This is a genomic window from Arthrobacter sp. Cr_A7, from assembly GCF_029222765.1.
Taxonomy (GTDB): Bacteria; Actinomycetota; Actinomycetes; order Actinomycetales; family Micrococcaceae; genus Arthrobacter.
On record NZ_JARHXQ010000030.1, the window covers coordinates 1 to 26050 of the forward strand.

General features: G+C 66.8%; 23 protein-coding genes. 11 read left to right on the forward strand and 12 right to left on the reverse strand.

Annotated elements, in window-relative coordinates:
* The coding region (locus tag P2Q66_RS01485) for a dihydrofolate reductase family protein (RefSeq protein ID WP_275725002.1) at positions 1-452 on the reverse strand (452 nt) is incomplete at its 3' end.
* Between the two features lie 218 nt (positions 453-670).
* On the opposite strand from P2Q66_RS01485, the gene P2Q66_RS01490 reads away from it, so the two are divergent.
* Positions 671-2854: a glycogen debranching N-terminal domain-containing protein gene (locus tag P2Q66_RS01490; RefSeq protein WP_275725003.1), complete on the forward strand. Its 2184-nt coding sequence runs from the start codon at positions 671-673 to the stop codon at positions 2852-2854.
* A gap of 53 nt (positions 2855-2907) precedes the next feature.
* Here the strand turns inward: P2Q66_RS01490 and P2Q66_RS01495 are convergent, their stop codons facing one another.
* Positions 2908-4908 (reverse strand): VWA domain-containing protein, encoded by a 2001-nt coding sequence (locus P2Q66_RS01495; RefSeq protein ID WP_275725004.1) that lies wholly within the window; start codon positions 4906-4908, stop codon positions 2908-2910.
* Between the two features lie 14 nt (positions 4909-4922).
* Positions 4923-6311 carry a sigma 54-interacting transcriptional regulator gene (locus tag P2Q66_RS01500; RefSeq protein ID WP_275725005.1) on the reverse strand — a complete coding sequence of 463 codons (1389 nt, stop codon included), beginning with the start codon at positions 6309-6311 and terminating at the stop codon, positions 4923-4925.
* 46 nt (positions 6312-6357) lie between these two features.
* Here P2Q66_RS01500 and P2Q66_RS01505 point away from each other — a divergent pair, with 46 nt between their 5' ends.
* The 6 genes from P2Q66_RS01505 to P2Q66_RS01530 all read left to right on the forward strand — a co-directional run bounded on the left by P2Q66_RS01505 (position 6358) and on the right by P2Q66_RS01530 (position 12008).
* The gene (locus tag P2Q66_RS01505) at positions 6358-6990 is read left to right on the forward strand and encodes an MSMEG_4193 family putative phosphomutase (protein WP_275725006.1); all 633 of its coding nucleotides are present in this window, start codon (positions 6358-6360) and stop codon (positions 6988-6990) included.
* A gap of 46 nt (positions 6991-7036) precedes the next feature.
* Positions 7037-7798, forward strand: a complete 762-nt coding sequence (locus P2Q66_RS01510; RefSeq protein WP_258868383.1) for an MBL fold metallo-hydrolase — start codon at positions 7037-7039, stop codon at positions 7796-7798.
* Between the two features lie 79 nt (positions 7799-7877).
* Positions 7878-8705 (forward strand): DNA/RNA non-specific endonuclease, encoded by an 828-nt coding sequence (locus P2Q66_RS01515; protein ID WP_275725008.1) that lies wholly within the window; start codon positions 7878-7880, stop codon positions 8703-8705.
* A 25-nt stretch (positions 8706-8730) separates the two neighbouring features.
* Entirely contained in the window at positions 8731-10458 is a 1728-nt protein-coding gene (locus P2Q66_RS01520) for a M20/M25/M40 family metallo-hydrolase (RefSeq protein ID WP_275725010.1), read from the forward strand.
* A 32-nt stretch (positions 10459-10490) separates the two neighbouring features.
* Positions 10491-11648 carry a zinc metalloprotease gene (locus tag P2Q66_RS01525; protein ID WP_275725011.1) on the forward strand — a complete coding sequence of 386 codons (1158 nt, stop codon included), beginning with the start codon at positions 10491-10493 and terminating at the stop codon, positions 11646-11648.
* A gap of 36 nt (positions 11649-11684) precedes the next feature.
* Positions 11685-12008 (forward strand): hypothetical protein, encoded by a 324-nt coding sequence (locus tag P2Q66_RS01530; protein ID WP_275725012.1) that lies wholly within the window; start codon positions 11685-11687, stop codon positions 12006-12008.
* A gap of 12 nt (positions 12009-12020) precedes the next feature.
* On the opposite strand, the gene P2Q66_RS01535 is transcribed toward P2Q66_RS01530, so the two are convergent.
* Positions 12021-13763, reverse strand: a complete 1743-nt coding sequence (locus tag P2Q66_RS01535; RefSeq protein ID WP_275725013.1) for a M4 family metallopeptidase — start codon at positions 13761-13763, stop codon at positions 12021-12023.
* Positions 13764-13864: 101 nt separating this feature from the next.
* On the reverse strand, positions 13865-15448 hold the full coding sequence (locus P2Q66_RS01540; protein WP_275725015.1) for a hypothetical protein: 1584 nt from the start codon (positions 15446-15448) through the stop codon (positions 13865-13867).
* A 206-nt stretch (positions 15449-15654) separates the two neighbouring features.
* On the opposite strand from P2Q66_RS01540, the gene P2Q66_RS01545 reads away from it, so the two are divergent.
* On the forward strand, positions 15655-15903 hold the full coding sequence (locus P2Q66_RS01545; RefSeq protein ID WP_275725017.1) for a hypothetical protein: 249 nt from the start codon (positions 15655-15657) through the stop codon (positions 15901-15903).
* On the opposite strand, the gene P2Q66_RS01550 is transcribed toward P2Q66_RS01545, so the two are convergent.
* Positions 15847-16635 (reverse strand): BTAD domain-containing putative transcriptional regulator, encoded by a 789-nt coding sequence (locus tag P2Q66_RS01550; RefSeq protein WP_275725019.1) that lies wholly within the window; start codon positions 16633-16635, stop codon positions 15847-15849. The genes P2Q66_RS01545 and P2Q66_RS01550 overlap by 57 nt on opposite strands.
* Positions 16636-16831: 196 nt before the next feature.
* Complete coding sequence (locus tag P2Q66_RS01555) at positions 16832-17677, reverse strand: CAP domain-containing protein (protein ID WP_275725021.1); 846 nt, start codon at positions 17675-17677, stop codon at positions 16832-16834.
* 155 nt (positions 17678-17832) lie between these two features.
* On the opposite strand from P2Q66_RS01555, the gene P2Q66_RS01560 reads away from it, so the two are divergent.
* From P2Q66_RS01560 to P2Q66_RS01570, 3 genes are read left to right on the forward strand one after another with little or no spacing between them, the layout of a single operon-like run.
* The gene (locus tag P2Q66_RS01560; protein ID WP_275725023.1) at positions 17833-18324 is read left to right on the forward strand and encodes a hypothetical protein; all 492 of its coding nucleotides are present in this window, start codon (positions 17833-17835) and stop codon (positions 18322-18324) included.
* Between the two features lie 4 nt (positions 18325-18328).
* On the forward strand, positions 18329-19270 hold the full coding sequence (locus tag P2Q66_RS01565; RefSeq protein ID WP_275725025.1) for an alpha/beta hydrolase: 942 nt from the start codon (positions 18329-18331) through the stop codon (positions 19268-19270).
* Positions 19271-19321: 51 nt separating this feature from the next.
* The gene (locus tag P2Q66_RS01570) at positions 19322-19918 is read left to right on the forward strand and encodes a dihydrofolate reductase family protein (RefSeq protein ID WP_275725026.1); all 597 of its coding nucleotides are present in this window, start codon (positions 19322-19324) and stop codon (positions 19916-19918) included.
* Between the two features lie 6 nt (positions 19919-19924).
* On the opposite strand, the gene P2Q66_RS01575 is transcribed toward P2Q66_RS01570, so the two are convergent.
* The 5 genes from P2Q66_RS01575 to P2Q66_RS01595 all read right to left on the reverse strand — a co-directional run bounded on the left by P2Q66_RS01575 (position 19925) and on the right by P2Q66_RS01595 (position 26041).
* Positions 19925-22024: a glycosyltransferase gene (locus P2Q66_RS01575; protein ID WP_275725028.1), complete on the reverse strand. Its 2100-nt coding sequence runs from the start codon at positions 22022-22024 to the stop codon at positions 19925-19927.
* Positions 22025-22086: 62 nt separating this feature from the next.
* Complete coding sequence (locus P2Q66_RS01580) at positions 22087-22581, reverse strand: hypothetical protein (RefSeq protein ID WP_275725029.1); 495 nt, start codon at positions 22579-22581, stop codon at positions 22087-22089.
* A 135-nt stretch (positions 22582-22716) separates the two neighbouring features.
* A complete protein-coding gene (locus tag P2Q66_RS01585) occupies positions 22717-24177 on the reverse strand; it encodes an ATP-binding cassette domain-containing protein (protein WP_275725032.1) in 1461 nt (486 codons plus the stop codon).
* Positions 24174-25031, reverse strand: a complete 858-nt coding sequence (locus tag P2Q66_RS01590; RefSeq protein ID WP_275725034.1) for an ABC transporter permease — start codon at positions 25029-25031, stop codon at positions 24174-24176. The genes P2Q66_RS01585 and P2Q66_RS01590 overlap by 4 nt, the downstream gene beginning before the upstream one ends.
* Positions 25028-26041: an ABC transporter permease gene (locus tag P2Q66_RS01595; RefSeq protein ID WP_275725036.1), complete on the reverse strand. Its 1014-nt coding sequence runs from the start codon at positions 26039-26041 to the stop codon at positions 25028-25030. Before P2Q66_RS01595 ends, P2Q66_RS01590 begins: the two co-directional genes overlap by 4 nt.
* Between the last annotated feature and the right edge of the window lie 9 nt (positions 26042-26050).

Genomic DNA, 26050 nt, shown 5'->3' on the forward strand with positions numbered 1-26050 from the left:
ACGAGGCCCGCGGCCAGCAACGAGCGGCAGAGGCTGAGGCTGCCCAGGGTGCTCATCGGGCGCTCGCCGCTCCGTTTCATCTCCGACACGGCCTCCACGGCGTCACCCCTGACCAGCTTCGAGTTGTGCCAGTCCAGGGGTTCCTGCAGGGTGGAGGAGAAAATGACCTTGGGCACGGCAGCAAGTCCGGTCAGGCTGGCGCCCTCATTGTCCGGGAATCCCGAGCCGTCCGCGGAGGCGGCCGCCGACATGCCGGACATGAGCCGGTAGGTGTTCGCCCCCATCAGGAAGGTGTAGTTCTTTTCCGCCTCCTGGTCGAGCCAGGCCAGGTACTCCGGCCCCTCCAGCCCCCACCAGCCCGGCCAGCCCTCGGCGGAGGCGTATCCGTCCAGGGAGATGATCAGGTCAACCATCAGGCTTCCGCCGGACCCCGCTGCTGCCGGCTCATCCATGGCCGCCCCCGCTCTGATCGACGTCGGTGTGCGGGCAATGCTATTCCCGCATGGCTCCTGCGATCAAGGGCGCCGGTGCCGGGCGGCAGGACCGGCGGGAGACACACCTTTTATCACGGCGGCGTTAGGCGTAGCGTCGATTCCGCGGGCGGCGCCACGGGTCGTTCGAGCCGGATTGCCGGGAGCCGTCTCCGCCCTCGAACCTTGAAGGAGCGGACGTGGCCGGATGGAACGCTGACACAGCTGCCGGACCTGTGGGAGCCGGAACCAACACCCTCGTGGAAGGCTCGTCCTTCTGCATTTCGCTGGCCAATGGGGACATGCACCCGGAACATCCGCACGGGGTGTTCCACGAGGACACGCGCATTGTGTCCCGCTGGAACCTGGCGGTGAACGGCCAGCCCCTGGAACCGCTGACGGCGGAAACAAAGGAACCGTACCGCGCCTTGTTCATTGGCCGCGTTCCCCGCTCCGACGGATATGCGGACAGCCCGCTGATCGTGGAGCGCCTGCGCGAAGTGGCCGCCGGGCTCTTCGAGGAGATCACCATCCGGAACTACTCGTCCGAGCCGGCCGAATGCAGTGTTTCCGTCAGCGTTGAAGCGGATTTCGCGGATCTTTTCGAAGTGAAGGAGGCACGGGTCCAGCGGCACTGGGAGGAATCCCGGCGCTCCGACGGCGAGTCGCTCACCATCGAGGCCGTCTGGCACGACGTCCTGAAGCGGGTGGTCATCAAAGGCAGCGGCGCCGTGGCCACCCCGGATGCACTCACCTATCAGACGCTTGTCCCGCCGCGGGGGCAGTGGAGCACCCGGCTGAGCGCGACGCCTGCCGGTGCCGGCACCGGGGCTCCTGCCGCCCCGCCCGTCCATCAAGCTGGACTCCAGGAATCTCCGAGCGACCGCCGGCGGCGGGAGTGGGTGGCGAAGATCCCCAGGCTGCACATGGGCAACCGCTCCATTGAACGGACCCTGCGGCGCAGCTATGACGACCTGGGTGCGCTGCGGATCGAGGATCCCGCCCATCCGGAGCGGATCGTGGTGGCGGCGGGTGCCCCGTGGTTCATGACGCTCTTCGGGCGGGACTCCCTGTGGGCGTCGGAAATGGCCCTCCCCGTGGACCCCTCCCTGGCCCTGGGCACGTTGCAGACGCTGGCTGACCGCCAGGGTAAGGTGGTGGACCCGATGAGCGAGGAGGAACCCGGGAAGATCCTGCACGAGGTCCGGCTGGGCGTCTCCAGCGGGCTGGCGCTGGGCGGCAAGTCCGTGTACTACGGCAGCGTCGACGCCACGCCCCAGTTCGTTATGACGCTGGGGTCGGTCAGCCGCTGGGGGTTTGCCAAGGACATCATTGCTGCCCTGATTCCCCATGCGGACAGGGCGCTGGACTGGGTCCGGGACTATGGTGACAAGGACGGTGACGGCTTCGTGGAGTACTCCCGGCTCAACGATCAGGGCCTCCTGAACCAGGGCTGGAAGGACTCCTGGGACGGCGTCAATTTCGCCGACGGAACGCTGGCCGAGCCGCCGATTGCGCTGTGCGAGGTGCAGGCTTTGGTGTACAGCGCGTTGCTGTCCCGTGCTTGGATGGCGTACGACGGCGGGGACGCACCGATGGCCGCGCGGCTCACCGAAGAGGCGGCCCGGCTGAAGAAGAGGTTCAACGAAAAGTTCTGGCTGCCCGAGCGGGGCTGGTTCGCCGTCGCCCTGGACGGCAGGAAGAGGCCGGTGGACGCGTGCGCGTCGAATATGGGGCAATGCCTGTGGCACGGCATCGTGGACGACGACAAAGTCCCGCTGGTGGCCGAACGGCTGATGTCGCCCGAGATGTTCAGCGGCTGGGGTGTGCGCACCCTGGCCACCGATATGGGCGCCTACAACCCCGCCAGCTACCACAACGGTTCGGTGTGGCCCCATGACAACGCGATCATCGCAGCGGGCCTGATGCGCTACGGCTACGTGGAGGAGGCACAGCGGATCGCTACGGCGCTGCTGGAAGCGGCCGATTACTCCAATGGCCGGCTTCCTGAACTCTTTTGCGGTTTCAGCCGGGAACAGGTGGCCGAACCGGTGCCGTATCCCACTGCCTGTTCGCCGCAGGCGTGGGCGGCCACCACCCCGATCATGCTGATTACCAGCCTGATGCGGTACGACGCCCACGTGTCACGGGGCGGCTTCTGGATGGACCCGGCTCTGCCGGAGTCGTTCGGGGACCTGCATATCAGCAACGCGCCTATGGCCGGCGGCCGCATGACCATCAACATCAGCGGTGCGGAACCCTCGGTGGAAGGGCTGCCGGAGGGCATCCGTTTCCATCGTGAACACCGGCCGTGGCTGACCGAACTGGTGGCGCAGGCGGGACTGGACACTCCGCATCGGGACGGTGCCGTGTCCAACGACTGAATGTTCCGGTCACTCCAGTGCCGCCGCGTCCAATCGTCTGCCTCCGGCGTCTGTCACATCCAGTCGTCAGTGTCGTAGGGGCGGCGGAAGTGTGCGCGGAGGTACTCCCCCACCACGGCAGCGCCAAGGTCCCCCACCTCAGGCGCGGACACCCTGCCGTCGATGCGGCGTGCCAGGCGCTGCACGAAACGCTCAAGGCTTGGGTCCGAACCGAGGCGGAAGAACGTGGCCTGCGTGCCGGCACGCGCAAGGCGGTCAAGTTCGGCAACCGTGACGCGGATGGTCTCCGGATCCGGTGGCCAGCAGAACCATGACTCACCGTCAGCCAGCAGGTGCGCGGTGGGTTCGCCGTCGGTCACCACCAGGAGGACGGGCTGCATGGACGGATGCCGGCGGAAGAACCGGCCGGCCAGCAGCAGGCCGTGATGCAGGTTGGTGCCCTGCTCCCGCAGGGCGGGCAGTGCCGTGAGTTCGCCGATGTCCATTGACTGCGCATAGCGGCCGAACGTGACAAGCTGCAGCCGGTCGCCACGGAACCGGGTCGAGACCAGGTGGTGCAAGGCGAGCGCGGTGCGTTTCATTGGTACCCAGCGGCCCTCAGCCGCCATCGAGAAGGAGACGTCGACCAAAAGGACGACGGCGGCCTGTGTGCGCGCCTCCGTTTCCGTCACCTCGATGTCGCCCACCCCAAGGCGGAAGCCGCGGCCGGGATCACCGCCGTCTGCCACGGTGCGGCGGATGGCGTTGGTCATGGTCCGTGTGACGTCCCACGGCTCGGCGTCCCCGAACTCCCATTGGCGGCTGGAGCCGGTCTGTTCGCCGGCGGCGCCCGCCGTCCGGGTTTCCCGGCGCCCCTGCCGGCCGGAGAGCTGCCTGGCCGTGTCCTGCAGAAGTGACTTCCCGAGCCGCCGCATGGCCTGCGGGGACAGCCGCAGGTCACCGTCGGCGCCGCGCCGCAGGTAGCCCCCGTCCTGCATGGCCCGTTCGATCCCGGCAAGGGTGCGGGCGGTGACGGCGGCGTCCTGCCCCAGCTGTCGGGCGAGGGCATCGAGGTCAAGATCGTCCAGGCGTGACCCGTTGTAAGACTGGGACAGCTGTTCGCCCAGCTCGTCCAGCTCGGCAATGTCCTGCAGCACACCGGTACCGTCACCCAGCCCGAGCCCCTCCTGGCCCTCGAAGCGTTCCGAGCCGGTCCAATCCTCCCGGGGCCGCAGGGACCGCAAGCTTGAGTCAAGCTGATCGAGCTGGGCCATGAGTTCGGGCGAGCCGAAGGCCTGGGCGGAGAGCCGCATGAGCTCCTCCCGCTGCTCCGCGGACATGGACTGCAGGAGTCGCTGAGCCGCCGCGGCGCGTTTGGCGAGCGCGTCGATCAGCTCTTCGACGGACCGCGGATTCTCCGGAAAGTATTCTCCGTGCCTGGCCATGAAGTCCCGGAAGTCGGCGTCGGTGTCTTCGCCGCGCCGGTGTTTGTCCAGCAGCTCGTTGAGGTCCCGCAGCATCTCCGCCACGGCGGCCCGGTCCTCCTCGGTGGCGTTCTCGAGTGCCTGCTTCATGCCGGCGAAGCGCTGGTCCAGGACCTCCCGGCCCAGCAGGTCCTTGATCTTCTCGTACGCTTCCCGTGCGGCGCTCGACTGCCAGTCGTAGGAGGCGAGTTCGTTGACCGCCGCCGCGGTGGAGGCGGGAAGGTTCTGCAGCTGCATCTCCCGGAACGCACGGTCGGCGTTGTCCATCATGGCGTCGCGGGCAAGCTGCTTGCGTTCCTCCAGCACAGCCGTCTCCAGCAGTTTCTGAACCTCATTGAGGGTGCCGTCCAGCCGGTGCCGTCCCAGCAGTTCACTGCGGCGCTCCCGGACGCGCCGGGCGAGGTCGTCCAGCCCTTCCCGGTTCCGGCCGCCCCGCCGCAGGAACTCCTGCAGGGCGTGCCGGGGCGAGTATCCCGCCATGACATCCTCGGCGACGGCGTCCAGCGCCTCCGCAAGGTCCACCGGCGGGGCGAGGGGATCCGGCCCTCCGGCGTACCGGCCGTACCTGGCGGACCGGTTGTAAGCCGCCATGCTGTCTCCTGTACCTAGCCGTAGACCGTCGCCTCGTCGTCGGACTCCTTGGAGATCCGCCGGGCAAGGTAGAGGCCTTCCAACGCAAGTTCGACGGCGGCGGCACGCTGCCCGTCGTTTTCCGCACCCAGGCGTGCACTGATTTCGTCATAGAGGCCTGAACCGTTCAGGGACGGGAGGTTCTGCAGGAACTCCCGGGCGGTGACGTGCTCACCGGTGGTCACGGTCGTGTGGCCATCCAGCGCGGCCACGAGGGGTCCCAGGTCGATGCCCTGGAAATGCGCACGCGCGGCTTCGGCAGTGGCCGTTCGCAGGAGGTGGTCAAGGACACCCTGCTCACGCCCTTCCTCACCCGATTCAAACTCGATCTTCCCGGTGAGGACCTCGGCCGCGGGCGCGAGGTCGATGATCCGGGCAACAGCCTGGTCCTCGCCGCGCACGCTTGCCCGCCGCAGGGCCGCCGCGGCAACGGTCTCGGCGCCGGCGATGGCGAACCGTGCGGACACTCCGGAGGTCTGGTTGATGGCCGGGGACTGCCGCAGCGCTCGCGTGTAGCGGGCCAGGATCTCAAGGATCACGGGCGGGACGTCGGCCAGGAGCCGGCCCTCCTGCCGGATCACGGCTACCTCGTCATCGAGCTCGATGGGGTAATGGGTGCGGATTTCGGCGCCGAAGCGGTCCTTCAGGGGTGTGATGATCCGGCCGCGGTTGGTGTAGTCCTCAGGGTTGGCGGACGCCACCACCAGCACGTCCAGCGGCAGCCGGAGGACATAGCCGCGGATCTGGATATCCCGCTCCTCCATCACGTTGAGCATGGCCACCTGGATCCGCTCGGCAAGGTCGGGCAGCTCATTGATGGCGATGATTCCGCGGTTGGAGCGCGGAATCAGGCCATAATGGATGGTCTCCGGGTCGCCGAGGCGGCGGCCCTCGGCCACGCGCATCGGGTCGACGTCGCCGATGAGGTCGGCCACCGAGGTGTCCGGCGTCGCAAGCTTTTCGACGTAACGCTCCGAACGGTGGCGCCATGCCACCCGCAGCCGGTCCCCTTCGGTGAGGGCCCGGGCCCGGGACTGCTCGGTGATGGGCTGGTACGGGTGTTCGTTCAGCTCCGAGTCCTCGACCACCGGTGACCACTCGTCCAGCAGCCCGGCGAGGGTGCGGAGCAGGCGGGTCTTGCCCTGGCCGCGCTCACCGAGCAGGACAACGTCGTGGCCGGCGATCAGGGCCCGCTCCAGCTGGGGAAGGACGGTGCGGCCGAACCCGTACATCCCGGGCCACGGATCCCGGCCTGTGGCCAGCGCGGCGAGAAGGTTGTCCCGGATTTCGCGCCTTAGGTCTTTATGGACGTGGCCGGCGGCACGCAGTTCGCCAACGGTGAAGATATCTGGACGGTCAGTCACCCCACTACGGTAGCCCTCCGGCCACCGGGAATCTACGCTTGGGCTGATGACTGCTGAAGGCACTCTTCTCCTCCTGGTGCGCCACGGGGAGACGCCCACCACCGGCCGGGTGTTGCCGGGACGCACCCCTGGACTTTACCTGTCCGAGCGGGGCCGGGCGCAGGCGGAACGGGTGGCGGAGCGCCTCGCCGGGCTCCCGGTTGACGCCATCCACAGCTCGCCTTTGGAGCGCACCTGCCAGACCGCGGAGCCCTCTGCAGTCAGCGCCGGGCTCGCTGTGCACGAGGACGCAGGCCTCATCGAATGCGACTTTGGTGAGTGGACCGGGGCCGCGCTCGCCGACCTGACTGGTTTGCCGCAGTGGCAGGCCGTCCAGCACAGTCCCTCGACCTTCCGTTTCCCCGGCGGGGAGAGCTTCACGGAGATGCAGGCACGGATGGTCGCCGCACTCGAGGTGCTGCGCTCCGCACACCCCGGAGGCGTCGTCGTATGCTTCTCCCACGCCGACCCCATCAAGGCCGCGGTGGCCCATGCGATGGGGACGCACCTGGACCTCTTCCAGCGGATCGTCATCAGCCCCGGTTCGGTGTCGGCCATCTCCTATGTGGAGGGCCAGGCACCCGCCGTGCTGATGGTGAATTCAACGTCGGAGCCGCTGAGCGGGCTGCGGGTGCCGTGACCACTGGTGTGAGGGACCGGCTGGGGCGGCAGATAGTCTGGAACCTGTGCAGCATTCACCCCGCTGGGAGCCGGCGGACCACGTTTCAGAGCAGGCACCCGGCGTGTATTTCGTCGAAGGCCCCGCTGCCAATTGGGTTGTGGTCCGTGACCCGGCCGGCTTTATCCTCATCGACAGCGGTTATCCCGCCGACCGGCCGCTGGTCCTTGAATCCATCCGTTATCTGGGTCTGGAGCCGGCCGACGCCAAGGCCATGCTGATCACCCACGGCCACGTGGACCATACCGGCTCCGCGGCGTTTTTCTCCACGTCGTTCGGGACACCCATCCTGTGCGCCCCCGAGGAGCTGCCCCACGTCCAGGGGAAGGAGAAGCACCAGGTCACGTTCGGCCAGGTACTGGTCCGGGCCTGGCGCCCGCGCGTCTTCCGCTGGTTGCTGCACGTCATTCAAGCTGGGGCCCTGAAAGCGAAGCCGGCAACGCAAGCACTCGCGTGGAACCCGGCGGGGCTGCGAAGCCTGCCAGGCTCCCCGGAAGCAATCCTGCTGCCGGGCCACACCCCCGGCAACGCCTCAGTCCTGTTACCCCGTGCAGGCGCGATCGCCGTCGGGGACTCATTCGTTGGCGGCCACCCACTCAGCCGGACCACCGGCCCCCAGATGCTCCACCCCATGTACCACGCGGACCCGGCAGCGGCCGTGGCTGCAACCCGCCGCCTGGCCGGCGTCAACGCTTCGGTCATCCTGCCCGGCCACGGTCCCGCACTGCGCATACCGCTGGCGGAATCACTGGCACAGTTGCACCGGTAGGTTGGCCAAGCGGGCCCCGGCCGGTACACCGACGGGCGCCGTAACGCACGGATAACGCCGCCGGTACTAGGTTGCGGCCATGGTCCAGAATCAAAAACTTGGCACCAGCGGCTACTCGTCCGGGTTCCTCGGAAACGAGCTGGAACCGCCCGCTCTTGATGCCGCGTTGTCGGACGACGCCGTCCAGCTCGACGGCTCCGCCGCGATTCCCTACACGCACTTCTCCCTCGCCCTCAGCAAGTCGCGGGGGTTTGCGCGGTGGGTAGCGTGGAATATAGACGGCGGTAGCATCAGGAAGGTGAGCCGGAACGGCATCCCATTCGTCAAGGACTCCCGCATTCCGGCCCAGTTCCAGAACGGCGATGAACTGTACAGCGGCAACCGCCTGGACCGCGGGCACCTCGCCCGCCGTGCGGATCTTGTGTGGGGTTCAGAGACGGAGGCCAGGAGCGCAAACAAGGACTCGTTCTTTTTCACCAACATCGCCCCGCAGATGGACGACTTCAACCAGAGCAGCAAGGACGGGGTCTGGGGGCGGCTGGAGGACGCAGTCTTCGCCGATGCAGACGTCCAGGACTTGAAGGTGACCGCGTTTGGGGGACCCATCTTCCAGGACAATGACCGCGAGTACCGGGGCGTCAGGCTGCCGCGGGAATACTGGAAGATCCTCGCCTATGTGGCAAGCGGCGAGTTCAAGAGCAGGGCCTTCCTGCTGACCCAGAACCTGAACCCCTTCGAAGCCCTCGACCTGGACGAGTTCCGGGCCTTCCAGGTCAGCACGGAGGAACTCGAAGAACGTACCGGGCTGCGCTTCGCCGACGCGATGCAGGACGCGGACGCCCGTACGTCGCTGCGGGCCGCCGGCGAGCGGGAACCGCTGGGTGGCCTGGCGGACATCCAGTGGTGATGGGCCGGAGATGGAACGCCGCGCTGTGAAACTCGTCCTGTTCGATCTTGGGGACACGCTCGAAAGCGCGGGTGTCCTGCGGCCCGGGGCACTCGAGACGCTGGAGGCCATCGCTTCCCTGCGCAGGGACGGGCAAGCCGCGCCGCTCCTGGGCCTCGTGTCAGACTTCCACATGCCTCACCAGCCATCGGACGTCGGCACCATCCAGCAGCAGTACTACAGCCTGCTTGATGACCTCGGCATCCGGGCGTTCTTCGAGCCCGTCGCAGAGCGGGTCACGCTTTCCACGGAGGTGGGCGTATTCAAGCCGGACGAGGCAGTCTTCCGGACGGCAGCATCGAAGATCAGTCCGGCCCTTGAATTCAAGGACATATTCTTCGTTACCGAGAACAGCGACCACGTTCGCGCCGCCGGCCTGCTCGGACTGGTGGCAGTTCACGTGCGGGGTCCCGGGCAGCCGGACGGCGGGTTGGAAACGTTGGCTGAACTCGTTCCGCTGGTGCAGGCGTTCCTTGGGAATGGGGAACCGGTGGAGACGACCGTGCTGCATGTTTCGCCGGCAACGCGGAGCGCGGTCATGGACCGCGTTGCAGCAACCGGGGGTACCTGGACGAGGCTCGGTGATGTGCTGGTGGTGCGGTCACCCGCCGCGGCAGGAGAGCGCAGCGGGCACGGCGATGTGCCTGGTGATGGCCGCCTGTTCGTTCCGGAGGAGCGGCTGCACGTCGTCACCCAGATCGGCCGCTCTTTCCAGGAGGACCACCCCGACGCCCGGATCATCGTGGACAAGGGACGCTACCTGGTGGTCCACGCCGATCCCGGTGCCCCGCCGGGAGGCCCGCACGCGTCCTGCTACTCGGTCCGGCCGCTTACGGCCGGCACAGTAGTGTTCGATGAACTGCCGGCCCGGCCCGGGGCCGTTCCCGCTGATGACACGGGCACGGCGGCCGCTGCGCTGTCGCGGGAGTCGTTCACGGACGACGTCGACAGGCTGGCTTTCCTGCGGACCAGGCACTCCAGAAGCGCAGAGTTCCTCGGTGCACTTGAGTGGGCAAAGGACCGTCTGCAGGATCTGGGGTTTGCCACGTCTGTCCAGACCGTGCCCGTGCCCGGCGGGACAAGCCGCAACCTCATCGCGGACCGCACCGGCGACGGCGGGGACCGGAAGGCAGTGCTCGTCACCGCCCACCTGGATTCCGTCAACACCCAAGGCATGGCGGCAGCGGCACCCGGTGCGGACGACAATGCGTCGGGCACAGCTGGCGTGCTCGCCATCGCGCGGGCCCTCGCCGGCCATACAGGAAGGCATGACCTCCGGCTCATCCTGTTCGGCGGCGAAGAGCAGGGACTGTTCGGAAGCCGCCACTACGTGGCCGGACTCGATGGGGCCGAGCGCACCCGCATCAGCGCCGTGCTCAACATGGACATGATTGCCTGCCTGAACTCCAGCCTTCCCGCCGTGCTGCTCGAAGGTGCACCGGTGTCGCAGCCGGTCATGGACGCGTTGGCCGGCATCGCCCGGGAACACACGTCCCTGGCCGTCCAGACCAGCCTTAACCCTTTCAACAGCGACCACGTGCCCTTTATCGATCTCGGGATCCCGGCCGTCCTGACCATCGAGGGCACCGACTCGGCCAACGACCGGGTCCACACCGAGCGGGACACGCTCGAGACACTCGACATCAGCCTCGCCATGGAGATTCTGCGGATGAACGCCACCTTCGTTACGCAGGCCCTCGGCTTGGACATGTAGTGCCGGACCCATCACGTGAAGGAGAAGAAACGATGTTTGAGACAAACCAATTGAACGCTACGGAGCCGAGGAGCCGTGAACTGTGCGGCACCATGGAAGTACACCGGCGGCTGCTGAACCAGAGCGTCACTTACCAGGAACGCCGCGCCCTGATCGACAACCGGGCGCTGGCCTACGAGGAACAGACCCGCCGCGTTGGACGGCACGGCGTCCTCGTCATCCCGATCGTGGTCCATGTGGTGCACAATCCTGCTGACCCTGCCCAGAACATCAGCGAAGCCCAGATCCAGAGCCAGGTGGACGTCCTTAACGAGGACTTCCGCGCCGGCAACCCTGACGTCGCGGGCGTTCCGGCGGTGTGGGCGGACAGGGTGGCGGACTGCAACATAGAATTCCGGCTCGCGTCGCAGGACCCGGACGGCAACCCGACCGACGGAATCACCCGGACGCCGACAACCATGCAGTTCTTCACCACCGAATTCGACGACGTGAAGTCCAGCAACACTGGCGGGGCAGACGGTTGGCCCAGCGACGAGTATCTCAACGTCTGGGTGTGCAACGACCTCAAGGACACCATCGGGCGGACGATTCTTGGTTATGCACAGTTCCCCGGGGGCCCACCCACCACCGACGGCGTTGTCATCGCAAGCTTCTGCTTTGGCAAGGGCGGGACGGCGCAGGCCCCCTTCGACCTTGGCCGGACCGCAACGCACGAGATCGGGCACTGGCTGGATCTGCGGCACATCTGGGGCGATGACCGCGGTTCGTGCAGTGGAACCGACTTCGTCGACGACACGCCGAACCAGGCGGACGCCACCTTCAACAGTCCGACGTTTCCGCAGCTCAGCTGCAACAATGGGCCGGACGGCAGCATGTTCATGAACTACATGGACTACACGGACGACGCCGCCATGTTTATGTTCACGAAAGGCCAGTCCCGGCGCATGGACGCGTGCCTTGAAGGGGCACGGGCTTCGTTCCTCGCCACTCCAGCCTTCGCCCTGCCTGGCGCGGCGGCAACGGCAGCCCCGGCGCAGTCCGGCCCGGAACAGAAGCAGGAGGACGGCGACGTGCTGCAGCTGCGGCAGGAAATCGAACGGCTCCGCAAGGACAACGAACGGATCCAGTCGATTCTGGATGGCATCCGCGGGGCGCTGAACAGTGCCGCTACGGCCTCAACTGGTGGATGATGGGACGATGACCACAGCGCCAGGACGGGCAGAGCCGTGAGTGGAATCCCGCCGGAAGTTACGGGAGTCTGGCTGCACTCGCACGAGGAGGATACGTCCTCCGCCATGGTGTTCCGTCCGCGCGATTACCCTTTGCGTCCCGCCCGTTGGCGGGACGCCATCGAGGTACGGGCGGACGGCACCTGCATCTGGCACGGCAGCAGCCCGGACGACCGTGGCCAAGCCACGCCGGGGCGCTGGGAAGACCTCGGAAACGGGCAGGCCCAAATGACTGTCGCCGCGGGTGACAGCGGTCCGCTCCTCCGTCGGATCCAATCGTGGGCCCCGGACAAACTCGTGATCGACAAAGGCCAACATTAGCGGCGGATTGCCTCAGGCGATTCCGACCAGCTGGTACGCCGTTCGGATGGAGTCCACCTTCTCCTGCTTCTGCGCATCGCCGCCGAAGTAGGTCTGCCCGACGTCAACCAGCGCCTGAAGGGCTTCCGGGAACGTCGCGAGGGGTGTCAGCCGTGCCATTCCCAAGTGCGTCAGCACCGCGACATCCTCGACGGTGAACACTCGAACTCCGTTGTTTTCCATCGTCAGCAGGTTGTGGACGGCCTTGTTGTGGATGTTGCTGTTGAAGTGGACCCACCCCTGGTCGTTGGCTCCGCTGGGCAGTTCACCGGGCCGCAGGTGCCGGAAGTTGTCCATGTGCTTGGGGTGGCCGGTGCGTGAGGGGTCGGCGAAGTTCCGAAGCGGCCGCCCGTCCGGCCGCAGTCCGGGGCCGATTTCCCAGTCCCACGTGGAAACGTCCGCCCGGTCCGGCGCTTCGTACCAGTTCTTGATGATGACACCGGCAATGTCAGCGAAGGATTCGTTCAGCGCACCCGACTGCGTTGCATAGACCAGGTTCGACGTAGTTTCGATGACGCCATGCGTGAGTTCATGGGCGATGACATCCAGGAAGCGCGAGAGGCTGACCAGGCGGCCGTTCTTCTGGATCTGGCCGTACCACATCCGGTGCCTGAACCAGAAGGCGTTCAGGAGGACGGGCGGAGCCTGCATGCTCGATGCCGTGACGTTGACCAGCGAGATGAGGTCCATCCCCTGGTCATCGATGCCGTTCCGTTGCAGCACCACGTTGTAGAAGTCCAACACGCGGGACGCGTTGGCGTGGGCCGAAACTGCCGCCCGGTTGGTCGTCCCGTAGTCGCTGCTGGCCGCCTCTACGGGAAAGTCGGGATCGCGCGGGTTGTTGTCGATGTCAGCGAACTTCAGGTCGTACGTGCGGACCATGCGGCGGGGGTCGTTGAGCCGGCACGTGGTGCCGTCCGGAGCAACCAGTTCACCGAAAAACGTCTGCTCCTCTTCGTCCTCGTCGATGCCCTTGCAGCGGGCGGGAACCGCCAGTGCAGTCGGGGCAGCGCTGTAGCAGAACAGGATCTCGCCGTTGTGGGCGTCCACCAGGTAGTTGTAGCTGGGCGGAACCGGCCGCCGTCCCAGGCCGTGGCCCAGCAGTCCTTCATCGGGGGCAGTTCCAGGGTCACCTGCGCCAGGCGGCTCTGCGGGAAGCTCGGTGAAAAACCACGCGAGGTGCCACGACCCGCCGTCGTCCTTCTTGTAGAAGTTCAGCCGCGCGCCAACGCCGGCGTCGGCAGGAAGCTCCGCACCGGTGAAGACCGCCACCCGTTCGAGTGCCTCGGGCCGGCTCAGGGACTCGACAGGGCTGGCCTCCGGAGCTTCACCCAGTTGTCCGTTCACGCTCACCAGTTCCCGGGATGCGGTGAGCTCCACCAGGGCACTTGCCCCGAAGATGGGGATGTCCCGGTAGGTCTGCGAAAAGCGCAGGGTGCGGGTTCCCAACGCGGGCACTTCCCGTTCACTGTCCACCACGAACCCCGGAACACGCTCCGGCAGTTCCGGCTCCACCAGGGATCTTATGGCAGGACGGCCGTCCTGCTGGAACAGTTGGTCGAGGTAGTACCGGGCGGCGGCTTCGTTGCTGGTGAAGGCAAGCGCAGGCGCGTCCGGTGCCCCGGCCGGTGGCTCGCTCCTGAACGACTCGGCGGAGCGCGCCTGCGCGCCTTCCCGCCCGGCGTGGTAGTGAAACCCCTGCAACTGGGACATCATTGTCTTCTTCCGACTGGCTCAACCGGCGTACTGGACTGGTAGGCAGCGAGTCTAGGCAGCCGCGCGTTACGTCGCCGTTACGGCTACTCCGTGGACCGCTGCTACACCGGCAGCACCCGCGGCGTCACGGTGATCTGCAAGCCGGCGTTGTCTCCGAGCAGGGGCTTCATCAGGTCCGGAACATCGATCCGGCCGCGCCACCTGTTGGCCGTTTTGTCCTGGTCCACCAGCCGGTCCTTGTCCTCCGGGTCCCAGTCCCGCAACGCTGTGGGGATGGTGCTGTTCCAGGCGGCCCAGCCCCTTGGCAGCGGTTGTCCGGGGGACGGCGGCTGGATGTCCACCACCAGCGTGTCCTGCCAGTCTTCCGTCTGTTCCATGTGGTCGTCGAAGAAGAAGCGGCCTTGCTTTTCGACCATGGACAACAGCCGCAGCCGCAGTGCGTGCCGGAGCCTGGGCACCGCCTTTCCGCCCACCAGGGGCCGGGGAGCGTGGGAGGAGAGGAACGTGGTGAGGAGGGGTTGCGGCGAATCGATGGGGTTACCTTCTTTCCAGCGCTCAATCTGGATGGGGCAAAAGTGGGCGGCAGTCTGTTCATGGACCAGGACGGGCAGCCCGCGGATGGCCAAGGCAACATCCAGCTGGAATTCCACTTCGTCCGGGGCGCTCCTTCCGACAGTGAAGCCCACAAGCTCAATCTGGACTTTCAGGTCCCCGAAGAGGAAGCGCTGAAGGTTCTGGTACCCCTCTTCGGAGTTGACGATCCCGTACCGGCCGCTGTGGGCCCGGTGGACAATGGCGAGCGGAGCGCCACGTACCGCGGCGTTGTCGATCTGGACCAATCCGTCGCTGCGTGCACCCACAGCCTTGGAGGACAACCCCAGCGCAACGTCATAGTCTTCCGGATTCGAGCCCACGAGGCAGAAGAGCTCATCAACAGGGAAACTGCCCGCCGGAATCTCCGTTCCCTTGAAGCCGTCGCGCGTCAGGTCGGACCGCCGGGCTGCAGGAGTGAGGTAGTCATACATGCGGTCTGGGCCGAAGATGTCGGCACCGTGGATTCCTGTTGCGTCCCGGATGCGCTCCAGGAGGCCGAATCCGATGGCGAAGCTGATTCCGCCGTGCGGTGTGGCGTAGGTGAAGACCCTGGCCACGTACCTGGTTCCGGCGGCAGGATCGACGTTTCCGTCCGCGTCGGCTGAGTCTTCCGGGATCACGCGCTGCAGCAGGGAGCGGCAGATCAGCCCGCCCATCGAGTGCGCCACCAGGAAGACCTTCGGAGCCCCCGTCCTGTCAAGGACCAGCTTGATGAGCTTGAACAGGTCACGTGCGGCTGTTTCAAACGAAAAGCTGTCCGGTTCCTCCGCAAAGGTGTCGGCGGAGTTGTCGTAGAAGCGGTAGATCCAGATGGAGGCAGGATTGACCGTGGCGGTTGCCACGCCCTCCAGGAAAGCCCATTGGTCCCCATGCACGGGGACCTCGTACTTGTGGTCCGTGATGAGGCGCAGCATGGGCGATTCGAACTGGTGGAACTGCGCCCGGCCGCGGCTGTCCGAACGGACATGGACCGATCCCTGGCTGAAACCGTAGAACGGGTCATCCACCGCACTGTTGATGGCGCTGCCGTTTCCGGCGAAGCCGCGGACGTAGATGATGGGCAGCCTGCCGTCGTCTCCTGGATTGCCCATTGCGCGTGCCCCTCTTCCGGAAACCTGGGTCCCTCCCCCGCGGGCATGTATTTTGTGGGGACAGCTGATCAGACAGGCCGTTACGACGGCGTTACCGGCACCCGCGCGCGCCGTCCGTGAAGACGCGGGGTTGGTCATGCAGCAGTAACGCCGGGACGGGTCTACTTGAATGACGCTGGGCTGGCTGAAAGCGGGAAACCATGCGGATGAAGGACGTCGGTCAGGCACCTGACGAAGGGCACAACAGGATGCCGGCGGTTCCTGATGCCAGCACCCTGGTGATCCGGGCATGGCATGAAGACGGCGCACAGCCCCCCGGATTCCGCGCCAGGATCACCTACGGCCCGGGCCACGGCGAGGAGCGCACCACGGTTTCCGCTGCCGACCGGGATAAAGTGCTACACGTTGTGCAGCAGTGGCTGCTGACCCAGTCCGATGTCCAGGGAAGGAACTAGCTGCGCGTCCGCATGGGTGGCTTGCGGCCTGGCTGTCTGGCCGATCAGCTGCCTCAAACCGTCCGAGGGTGGAACACCCATGTCACTGAGGAGTTGTTCCTGGTATTTGTCATAGGCGAGCAGGGCGGAGGCCAGGTTTCCCTGCGCCAGCTCCGAGGCAACAAGCACCCGTACGGCACTCTCGTAGAGGGGTTCGATTTCCAGTGCGGCCAACGCCGCTTCCGCAGCGCCCCCGTGGTCCCCGCGGCCAGAGAACTCCCGTGCGGCCAGCGTGAAGGCCCGGAGCTGATCGTGCCGCAGCCGGCTCTGCTCGAAGATCACCCAGTCCTCGTACCAGCCGGGCAGGAATTCCGCGTCCCGCAGGTCCCGCAGCAGCGTCCACGTGCTGCCGGTACTCGAAAGGGCGGCCTCTTTCAGCAGGGCGCGAACCGTGTACAGGTCCACGGCAACCCGGCTGTCGAGGGTCAGCAGGGCCCCATCCTTGACCAGCAGGCCCGGCACCTGCCTCGTCATCAGATGGACCGCCACCCGGAGGCTTTCCAGTGCCTTGGCGTCCGGATACTCCGGCCACAGCATGCCGGCAAGGTAATTCCGGAGACTGGGACCGCGGACTGCCAGTGCTGCTATAAGCCGCTGCTGCCGGGCAGCAACATGGACAACTGCCCCGTCCCGGCGCAGCTGCCAGGACCGCATGAGGTCAAGTTCCAAAATTCCATAGTCATCATTGCCCATGGCGGCCTGATTTCAGCAGGGATTACTACACCAAATATGTAAGTCTGAGGATCCTCACGTTGCACTTGAAAGTCAACGAGCAAATCCCCCTTCTTCTTTAGGGAGAGGCGTCTATCAGACAGCCGCACGGCAAACTGCCTGGCAGCTGCGCGGGACAAGGAACGACGGCGGTCGGCCGCCGTCGTTCCTTGTTTAACTACGCGTAGGTGGCGAAGTTCTGCGTAGCCACCAGCTGCGCCCCGTACGGCGAACCGGCGGAGAGCCGGGCAAAGCCGAACCCGAAGTCGGTCAGGGCAGCGTTGAGCATATTGGCGTTGTGGCCAGGTGAGGCCTTCCAGGCAGCGAAGAGTGCATCGGCGTCGGCGTTCACGGCAATGTTTTCGGCAGTGCGGCTCCAGCCGGACGGGATCTGGGCGGCCGCGTCGGGGTTGTGCCGGAAGCCGGCGCTGCCCTGGGCGTTGATGTCATTCATCATGGTGTTCGACCAGTTTTGGGCAACCGCTTCGAGCCCGCTGTTGTAGCGCAACGGGGCAAGGCCGTTGGCCGCCCGGTAATCATTGATGAGCTGGAAGGATCGCTGGGCGACAGCGTTGGACGGCGTGCCGGTAGCGGACGGCGCCACCGGAGGAGCAGGTGCGGGAGCCGGTGCGGGCGCTGGGGCGGGAGCCGGTGCCGGTGCTGCGGCAACCGGAACCTCGGCAGGAGCCGGTGCCGGAGCTGCGGGGGCCGGAACTTCGGCAGGAGCCGGAGCGGGCGCTGCGGCAACCGGAGCCTCAGCAGGAGCTGCGGGAGCCTCAGCCGGCGGCGTCGTCGCCGGCTCTACAGCGGGGCTGGGTGTGGCCGGAACCGGTGCGGGCGTCCGGGTTGCGGGAGCTGAGGCAGGCGCTGAAGGAGCCGGCGATTGGGCACCGGCGGTGATCCAGTTCCACCAACCAAAGGGCCACGAAGCGGCGCCTGCAGGAGCGGAACCGGCGGTCAGCAGGCCGCCGGCCAGGACGAGGGTGATCAGGAGGGCAGCGAGGTGTTTCTTGTCTTTTCGCATCCGAAGAACAGTACCCAGTGCCCATTGCCCACCGCACATCGGGCTACGCCCCTCCGCATGGCAAGGATGCCTTTCCCGTCCGGGAGTCTCTTGACAGGCAACGATCACAGGACTCTCATTCGAGGACCTACGTATACAAGAAAGGGGTCCTGACCATGCCTGACATCCAGGTTCCCCCGGGAAAGCAGTCCCGGGTCCGGACGGGAGCGGCCCTCATGACACTGGCCGGTCTGGCCTTCGTGGGGTACGCCGTGGTCTTTTTTGTGCTCAATTTCACAGGCGCTTTCCTTGAGCTGGGCATAGGACCAGACGAAGTGGACAAGGGAAAAACGGAGATTGAGGCGTTCAGCCCCCAGCTGTACCACTACATCAGCCATCTGCACATCACGATCAGCGGCTTCATCGCGGCCGCCGGGCTCGCCGTCGCGGGTCTGTCCTGGTACGGCGTACGGCGTGGAGAACGGTGGGCCTTCGCCACAGCCGTTATCGTCCCGTTTGTCGGACTCGCGGTGGCCCTCCCCGCCCACTACCCCTGGGGACTGGCAACGCTTGGCCACCTCGGACCGGTCTACGTGGCCGCGCTCATTTTCCTGGCCGGGGCAGTAGCGGCGTACGGCGGACTGCGAACCGCCTCGGTGCCACGCTGACATCATGCCCGCTACGCCGATTCCCATGACGGTTGAAGGCATGCGGGCCTGCCTCATCCATCCCCACAGGACAGTAGCTACTGCCGCGGGACCCATGGAGTATGCCGACCGTGGCGGCGGCACCCCGCTCCTCGCCGTGCACGGCACCCTCGGAGGATGGGACCAGGGACTGGTTGCCACGGAGTTCTTCCGGGCCAACGGGTTCCGCATCATCGCGCCGAGCAGGCCCGGTTATTTGGGGACACCGCTGGCCACGGGACGCACGGCCGCAGAGCAGGGTGATGCCTTGGCAGCACTGATGGATGAGCTTGGTTTCACCAGTCTTCCGGTTTTTGCCGGTTCAGGGGGCGGTCCGGCCGCATACTCCCTGGCCGCCAGGCATCCGGACCGGGTTGCCAGGTTGCTCCAGGTCGATTCAGTGTGCCTGCGGATCCCGCCGTTCCCGATGGCCAGGCTGGCCTCCGGGGATCTGTCCATTCGGCTCCAACTCTGGTTTCTCCGGCACGCCGCGGGTTCCATGCTGAAGATGCTGTTTCGGCGTTTTGGCGATGTGGATACGCGGGAAGCCGGCATCCGGGCGGCGCGGGTGGCCGGGGATCCCGTACGGGTGGCTCATCTTGAGCACATCCTGATGGCGTCTTCCGGTTGGTCGCGCCGCCGGGCGGGCTTCGACAACGACTCCACCGAGTTCAAGTCGATGTCCCCGATGGAGCTCGAAGCCATCGCCTGCCCTGCGCTCATCATGCACGCCAGAGCGGATGCGAGCGTCCCGCCGGAGAACGCGCGCCACGCGCACCGGCACATCCGGGGTTCGGAGCTGTACTGGATGCAGGGCTCGCACGTGGCGTTCTTCCTGGAGGAGGGTGATACCGCCCCGGTGTATGCCCTTGAGTGGCTTCGCGGCAACAACCCAACGCGCCTTCCAGCCGCCGGCGGGTCCCGCTAGCATTGGCGGTGCCCGGCGTTCCTAATGTCCCTTTCACTGGAGAAGGAAGCCATGAACAGCGTTACGTGTGACCTCACCGTTTCCCTCGACGGATTTATCGCCGGTCCGAATCAAAGCCTGGCCGAGCCATTGGGCGAGGGCGGCGAGGACCTGCACCGCTGGATGTTCGAAGAACCGGAGGCCAATGCGGCGGCGATCGAGGGCATCCTCGAGGCAGGTGCCTTCATCATGGGCCGCAACATGTTCGCCGGCCCCGGCCCGGGGCCCTGGCCGGAAAACTGGCGCGGCTGGTGGGGAGAGGAACCGCCCTATCACGCACCGGTGTTTGTCCTTACGCATCATCCCCGCCCTCCCCTGGAGATGCAGGGCGGCACGACCTTCAACTTCGTGGCCGGTGGGATCGAGGCAGCATTGGCCGGGGCGCGGGAGGCTGCGGCCGGGAAGGACGTCGCGATTGCCGGGGGCGCCAGAACCGTGCAGCAATTCCTATCGGCGGGGCTGATCGACGAACTGCGGCTCCACACCTCACCGCTCATCCTCGGAGGGGGCGAGCGTCTCATGGACGCTGTCCGGAATGTCAGGCTTGAACCGACGGAGGTCAGCGGCACCAGCCTGGTGACGCATGTCCGCTACCGGCTGGTCCGGTAGCGGCGCCTACTCTTGGGATTGTCCGGTGGGGACGCGGAGGCTGCCGTACCTCTCCATCCGGTGCCACCGCAGGTGCACGCCGGCCACAGCGGTGACAACGGCCTGAATGACGACGAGATACATGAGCTGCCTGTAAACGAACTGCTGAAGCGGAAGGGTCCACAGCGGGCGGAGGCGCTCATTGTCGAGCCGGAAGGCGTAGGCGGCCATGAGGAATTGGACGGCCAGGAAGACGAACCAGAGCGCCACGATCCGGAGTGGATCGAGGAAGATCAGGCCGTAGACAGCGAAGATATCGACGACCGGCGCGAACAGCGGAAGCAGCACCTGGAGGACGAGCAGGTAGCCGAGGCCGCGCCGCCCCAGCTTGCCGGCTGCCCCTCCCTGCACCACCGCGCCGCGGTGCTTCCACATTGCCTGCAGCGTTCCATAGCACCAGCGGTACCGCTGTTTCCAAAGCGCCGAGAGGCTCGCCGGTGCCTCGGTCCAGGCCCTTGCGTCGTCCTTGTACACAACGCGCCAGCCGTCCCGGCACAGTGACATGGTCAGGTCCGTGTCTTCCGCGAGTGTGTCATCGCTGACTCCACCGACGCGGAGGAGGGCATCGCGGCGGAAGGCCCCGATGGCACCGGGGACAGTGGGCATGCATTCCGCGACGTCGAACAGCCTGCGGTCCAGGTTGAAGCCGACGACATACTCGATGTGCTGCCAGGCGCCGAGGATGCCACCGCGGTTGGCAACCTTGGTGTTGCCCGAGATGGCACCCACCCGCGGGTCGGCGAAGGGCTGGATGAGGGCATGGACTGTGTCAGGTTCGAAGACGGTGTCGCCGTCCACCATCACCACAAGGTTGTGGGTGGCGGCCTGCAGCCCGGCGTTCAGCGCGGACGGTTTGCCTCCGTTCTCCTTACGGATCACCGTGACGCCGGGCAGTCCGAGCGCGTCCACGATGTCGGCGGTCCCGTCGGTGGATCCGTCATCGACGACGATGATTTCAACCGGGTGGGTGGAGGCCACGATGGACCGGACCGCGGCTTCGATGCCGGCCGACTCGTTGTACGCCGGCACGATCACTGTGACCCGGCCGGTAACCTCCGGCCAGACCAGCACGTCCACCCGGCGGCGGCCGCGGCCGGCCGTTGAGATGCGGCGTGCGGCACGGCTGTGCCGCGCGGCGAAGAAGACCACGAGGACGGCACGGATGAACGTCACGGCACCGGCTGCAACGAGCGCCCACGAGATGGCCGTGACAACGAAGCCGCTGAGGCGGATGCCCCACGCCAGGGCCGTCCCGCTGGCCTGTTCCGTGGCGGTTGCCGGCCGCATGGTGTCGACGCCGATCGCATCACCGACGGTGGTGACCCGGAAACCTTTGTCCGCGAAGTTCGCAAGGGCGGAGTCCAGGGCGGCAACCGTCTGCTCCCGGTCTCCTCCGCCGTCGTGCATCAGGACCACCTGCCCCTGCGGCCCGGAAGGAGCCAGATTGCGTTCAATTTCCCCGACGCCCGGCAGCCGCCAGTCCCCGCTGTCCAGGCTGCTCAACACGGTGAGGTACCCCTCGTCCGCCGATGCCTGCATTGCGGACCAGGTACCGCCGGCCACGGCACCGTTTCCGGAACTGTACGGGGGACGCAGCAGGGACGCCGCGTGGCCGGTGATGCCCATGATCGCGTCCTGGGCACCCTGGACTTCAAGCTGGCGGCGCCACTCGTCGGCGGTGCCAAGGTCGGCATGGGTGAGCGTATGGACGCCGATCTCGTGGCCTTCGGCCATGATGCGCCGCACAAGATCTGGGTGCTCGATCGCGGCCGAACCGACGACGAAGAACGTCGCGTGTACCTGGTGCTTGCGAAGGACATCGAGGATTTGTGGCGTCCAGACGGGATCCGGGCCGTCGTCGAAGGTCAGGGCGACCGTTCGGTCCGGTGGCGTCACAGTGCGGACAGCTCCGTTCCGGGCGTCGATCACGGGACCGCCCTGCGATACGGCCTTCGGGACGCTGCCGGACGGTCCATTCACCGGCGCGGAGTCGTAGCCGACTGCGGCGAGGTGGTGCATGTATCCCTGCACCACGAGGGCAATACCGAGGGCAAACAGGACCGCCATGAGGACGAACCAATGAGCCCTTACGTTGACAGGAACAGCGCCCTTGCTCCGGCGGCGCACACTCACGGGCGCGGCGGGGCGGACGGCCGGGTTGCCTGGCCCGGGGCGGACCCGCTCATGCCGTGCGCCGCCGGCTCCGCAGCAGGCGCAGGAGCATCAACAGGCGGCGCAGCCTGAACCGCCGGGCTGTTGTCCGGCGGTGCCACGGGCGCCGCCGGGGGTTCAGCCACCGCGGCCGGGGCGGCGGGCAGGGCTGCCGGCCCGGCCGCCGGGGCTTCCACGGCCGGGAGGCCAGCCGCACTGGAAGCGGGCGCCGACGGCACCGGCTGCGGAGCAGGGGCCTCGGCAGCGGCCGGAAGGGGCAGGTAGGGAGCGGAGATATTGGATCCGCTGATGAACGCCACTAAAAGGAGCAGGACGTACGCCGCCACAAGCCCCAGGGCCCCGAGGCCGATCAGCTTGACCCGCCTCAGCCGGCGACCGGACGCGTCGACGAATACGGGTCCACGCGGCGACGCGGCATGGGGCTGGCTGGACGTTTCGTCAAGGGCTATCATCGGGGATCAACCTTAGAGGATCCCCAAAGCGAACCCCAAACACCGTTACTGGCATACGCAAGGACCGGCAGCCCGGCCCGCGTGCTCGCCCTGGTTGACGCCTGACCCTCACCCCTCCGCCACCCGCATTAAGAACTAGCCTCCTGCGAACTGAACGTCGGGCACCGGCACCGGCAGCGGCGAAGCCGCCCCCAACCGGACGCTCCGGTGGGTCACCGCGGCGGCAAGGCCGTCGTCGTGCGTTACCAGAACCAGCGCGCAGTCCAGCCGGTCCACCTGCTCCATAAGGCACCGCATGGTTTCTTCCTGCGTGATGAGGTCCAGGCGGGATGTCGGCTCATCGGCGAAGACCAGGGCGGGCTCAAGGAGCATCGACCGGATGATGGCGATCCGCTGCAGCTCCCCGCCGGAAATCTGCCCCGGCCTGCGGTGGAGAAGTTCGGGGGCAAGCCGCAGCGAGCCCATGAGCTCCTCAATGCGGGAGCGGTCCAGGCCGTGGCGGCGGACCACGTCCCCCAGCGCGTCCTTCAGCTGCACACGCGGGGGAAACGCCAGGGCAGGGTCCTGGTACAGCTTTTGGAGCCGGCCCCGTTTGAGGACGTCCGCATGCTGCACCGTCCCTGTGTCGGGCGGAAGGAGGCGCAGCAGAACATTCCCAAGGGTGGTCTTCCCGCTTCCGCTCGGACCGCTTAGCGCAATCCGCTCGCCTGCCCTGACCTCCAGCGAGAGATCGCTGAACAGTTGCTCGCTGCCGAAGGACTTGCTGAGGCCCTCTCCCGAGACCAGAACGGCGCCTGTCCGCTCCGCCACATCCAACGGGTTCCTCATCCACGGGTGCCTCCAGTGGGAGGGTTCGGCAGCCAGGAGCCGCCGGGTGTACGGATGTTCCGGCTGTGCCAGGACCTGCCCGGCGGGCCCATGCTCCACAACATGGGCATCCTTCATCACCAGGACCTTCCCGCCGAGCCCGCGGGCCAGGTCGAGGTCATGGGTGATGGTCAGCAGGACGCCGCCGCCGTCGAGGTGGCTCCGGAGCAGTTCCGCCAGTTCCGTCCTGGCGCGCTGGTCCAGGCCCTTGGAAGGCTCGTCCGCGATGAGAACAGGAGCGCCGCCGATGGTCGCCGCCGCGAATGCCACCCGCTGCGCCATGCCGCCGGACAGCGTGTGTGGAAAAGCCCGTGAAGCCTTACCCAGACCCAGCGAGGACAGAAGGGTATCCGCAGCCCGCCGCGCCCCGCGTTTGTCCGTACTGAAGCTAAGGGCTCCTTCAGCCACCTGCTCGCCGGCCCGCATGGTGGGGTCCAGGGCCAGCACGGGTTCCTGGGGCAGAAGGGACATGGTCCGGCCCCACAGGCCGCGCCGGTTCGACTGGTCGCCGAGGTCGTAGGAGCGGCCGTCCACGGTCAGGGTGCCACGGGCTGTGAGGTTCGGCGGGAGCGTCCCCATGATGGCGTGGGCCAGCAGGGATTTACCCGAGCCGCTCTCACCAACGATCGTCACGGGTTGCCCGCGTTCGAAGTCCAGCTGGTCGGCCTCGACCAGGACTTTGCCGCCGTGGGTTACGACGAGGTTGTTCAGGCGCAGGCGCAGGCTCATGCTCGGGACTCCTTGCTCCGCAGGCCCAGGAGCCCGATCAGGATGGTGGTGAGAACCAGGACCGGCGCCAGCGCCATCCAGGGTGCCTCGTGGTAATACGGGAAAGCTTCGGTGATCATCAGCCCCAGCTCGGGCGTGGGCGGCCGGACGCCGATCCCCACGAAGCCGAGCGTGGACAGCGCAAGGATGGAGGAGCCGACGCCGAAGGTCGCCATGGTGGTCAGCAGCGGCCGCAGTTCGGGGAAGAGGTGCCGGCGCATGATGTGCACGGATCCGAGCCGGAGCAGGCCTGCTGCCTCCACCGCCGGGCCGGCCAGAACAAGGCCGCTCCGGGCCCGGACCATGCGGAAATACTCCACCCACTGCGCCAGGGCGAGTCCCAGGCAGAGCGTCCAGAGGTCACCGTTGGCGATGGCTGAGACAACGAGAACCACCAGCAGGGCAGGCAGCGCGATGAAGACTTCGGACAAACCGTGGAGTACCGAATCCACCCAGCCGCCCCGCCATGCTGCCGCTATGCCGGCCAGGGTGCCGAAGAGCAGTGCGGCGCTGACACACAGCACTGCCATCACCAGGGAGAGCTGGGTGGCGTGGGCCAGCCGCGCGATGACGCTGCGGCCCAGGTGGTCACGGCCCAGCGGCTCTGCGGGGCTTGGTGCCTCCAGGAACCTGGACAGGTCCTGGAGCGCGTGGTCCGGCCAGGCCAGGGGCCCGGCTATGGCGAAAACGGCCAGGGCGGCCAGCAGGGCTGCGGAAATGAGTTGTGTTTTTGTCCGATCAGCCAGCCACTCCGGCCGGTTGGCGTTTTGGGCTGGCGCCGGGGAGAGTCCGTGCATGGCGACGGCGTTGGTCACAGTACTGCCTCCTTGTGGCGGGGCCGGGGATCAACAGCTGCTGTGGCGAGGTCAACCAGCGTATTCATGGCGACCACCATGAGCGCCAGCGCCAGTGCCGCGGCCTGGATCATGGGGATGTCCCGCCAAAAGATTGCATGGACCAGGGCGTGTCCCAGGCCGGGCCAGGCGAAGAGACTTTCCACCACCACAACACCTTCGATGAGAACCAGGACCTGCACGCCGACGTAGGCGATCAGGGTCACGCCGGTGTTCCTGCAGATGTGCCGAAGGAACACGAGCCAGCCGCCCAGCCCCTTGGTGGCAGCGAAGCGGACATAGTCTGACTGGCGGATCTGTGCCATCGCATCCCGGGTTACCCGGGCGAACAGCCCGGAGAGGCCGACGGCGAGTGTCGCCGCCGGGAGAACGATGTTGTTCGCTTCCCCATGGCCGGCGGCGGGCAGCACGCCCAGGTGGACGGAAAACAGCAGGATCAGGAGCAGCCCGAGCAGGAAGGGCGGCAAGGCCCGCGCGGCGGACACCCAGACTGTGGTGAGCCGGTCAAGGAGGCCGCCCGGCCGGGCCGCCGCCAGAGCTCCCACGGTAGTCCCGACGATCAAGGCAAGAACCAGCGCGGCAGCCGCCAGCTGCAGGCTGCTCGCGAGGTGAAGGCCAAGTTCCCCGGCCACGCTTGCCCCCGTGACCAGCGAATTGCCCAGGTCGAAGGACACCAAGCCGGCCAGCCAGTCCATGAGCTGGAGCCAGACCGGCTGGTCAAGCCCCAGTTCAGCACGGACGCTGTCGGCGGACGCAGCGGTGACCTGGTCATAGCCGTAGCGGCCGGCGGCAATCCGAAAAGCGATATCCCCTGGGAGGTTTTGGACAATGGCGAAGCAGGCGGTGGAGACGACGAGGACTACCCCGGCCGCCTGGAGGGCGCGGCGGCCCAGGACCCTTGCCGTGGTGGCCACGGCGGGAGGAACAGCGGGCCTGGATAAGGTACGGGGCTCTGCGGTGGATAAGGTCATGATGTCCCC

Excerpts from the sequence above, each read along its gene's own strand:
- P2Q66_RS01540 (WP_275725015.1), bottom strand. The coding sequence starts at position 15,448 with ATGGGCAATCCAGGAGACGACGGCAGGCTGCCCATCATCTACGTCCGC.
- P2Q66_RS01555 (WP_275725021.1), bottom strand. The coding sequence starts at position 17,677 with ATGCGAAAAGACAAGAAACACCTCGCTGCCCTCCTGATCACCCTCGTC.
- P2Q66_RS01570 (WP_275725026.1), top strand. The coding sequence starts at position 19,322 with ATGAACAGCGTTACGTGTGACCTCACCGTTTCCCTCGACGGATTTATC.
- P2Q66_RS01580 (WP_275725029.1), bottom strand. The coding sequence starts at position 22,581 with ATGATAGCCCTTGACGAAACGTCCAGCCAGCCCCATGCCGCGTCGCCG.
- P2Q66_RS01545 (WP_275725017.1), top strand. The coding sequence starts at position 15,655 with ATGAAGGACGTCGGTCAGGCACCTGACGAAGGGCACAACAGGATGCCG.
- P2Q66_RS01525 (WP_275725011.1), top strand. The coding sequence starts at position 10,491 with ATGTTTGAGACAAACCAATTGAACGCTACGGAGCCGAGGAGCCGTGAA.
- P2Q66_RS01550 (WP_275725019.1), bottom strand. The coding sequence starts at position 16,635 with ATGGGCAATGATGACTATGGAATTTTGGAACTTGACCTCATGCGGTCC.
- P2Q66_RS01515 (WP_275725008.1), top strand. The coding sequence starts at position 7,878 with ATGGTCCAGAATCAAAAACTTGGCACCAGCGGCTACTCGTCCGGGTTC.
- P2Q66_RS01565 (WP_275725025.1), top strand. The coding sequence starts at position 18,329 with ATGCCCGCTACGCCGATTCCCATGACGGTTGAAGGCATGCGGGCCTGC.
- P2Q66_RS01560 (WP_275725023.1), top strand. The coding sequence starts at position 17,833 with ATGCCTGACATCCAGGTTCCCCCGGGAAAGCAGTCCCGGGTCCGGACG.
- P2Q66_RS01495 (WP_275725004.1), bottom strand. The coding sequence starts at position 4,908 with ATGGCGGCTTACAACCGGTCCGCCAGGTACGGCCGGTACGCCGGAGGG.
- P2Q66_RS01535 (WP_275725013.1), bottom strand. The coding sequence starts at position 13,763 with ATGATGTCCCAGTTGCAGGGGTTTCACTACCACGCCGGGCGGGAAGGC.
- P2Q66_RS01595 (WP_275725036.1), bottom strand. The coding sequence starts at position 26,041 with ATGACCTTATCCACCGCAGAGCCCCGTACCTTATCCAGGCCCGCTGTT.
- P2Q66_RS01505 (WP_275725006.1), top strand. The coding sequence starts at position 6,358 with ATGACTGCTGAAGGCACTCTTCTCCTCCTGGTGCGCCACGGGGAGACG.
- P2Q66_RS01575 (WP_275725028.1), bottom strand. The coding sequence starts at position 22,024 with ATGGCGGTCCTGTTTGCCCTCGGTATTGCCCTCGTGGTGCAGGGATAC.
- P2Q66_RS01585 (WP_275725032.1), bottom strand. The coding sequence starts at position 24,177 with ATGAGCCTGCGCCTGCGCCTGAACAACCTCGTCGTAACCCACGGCGGC.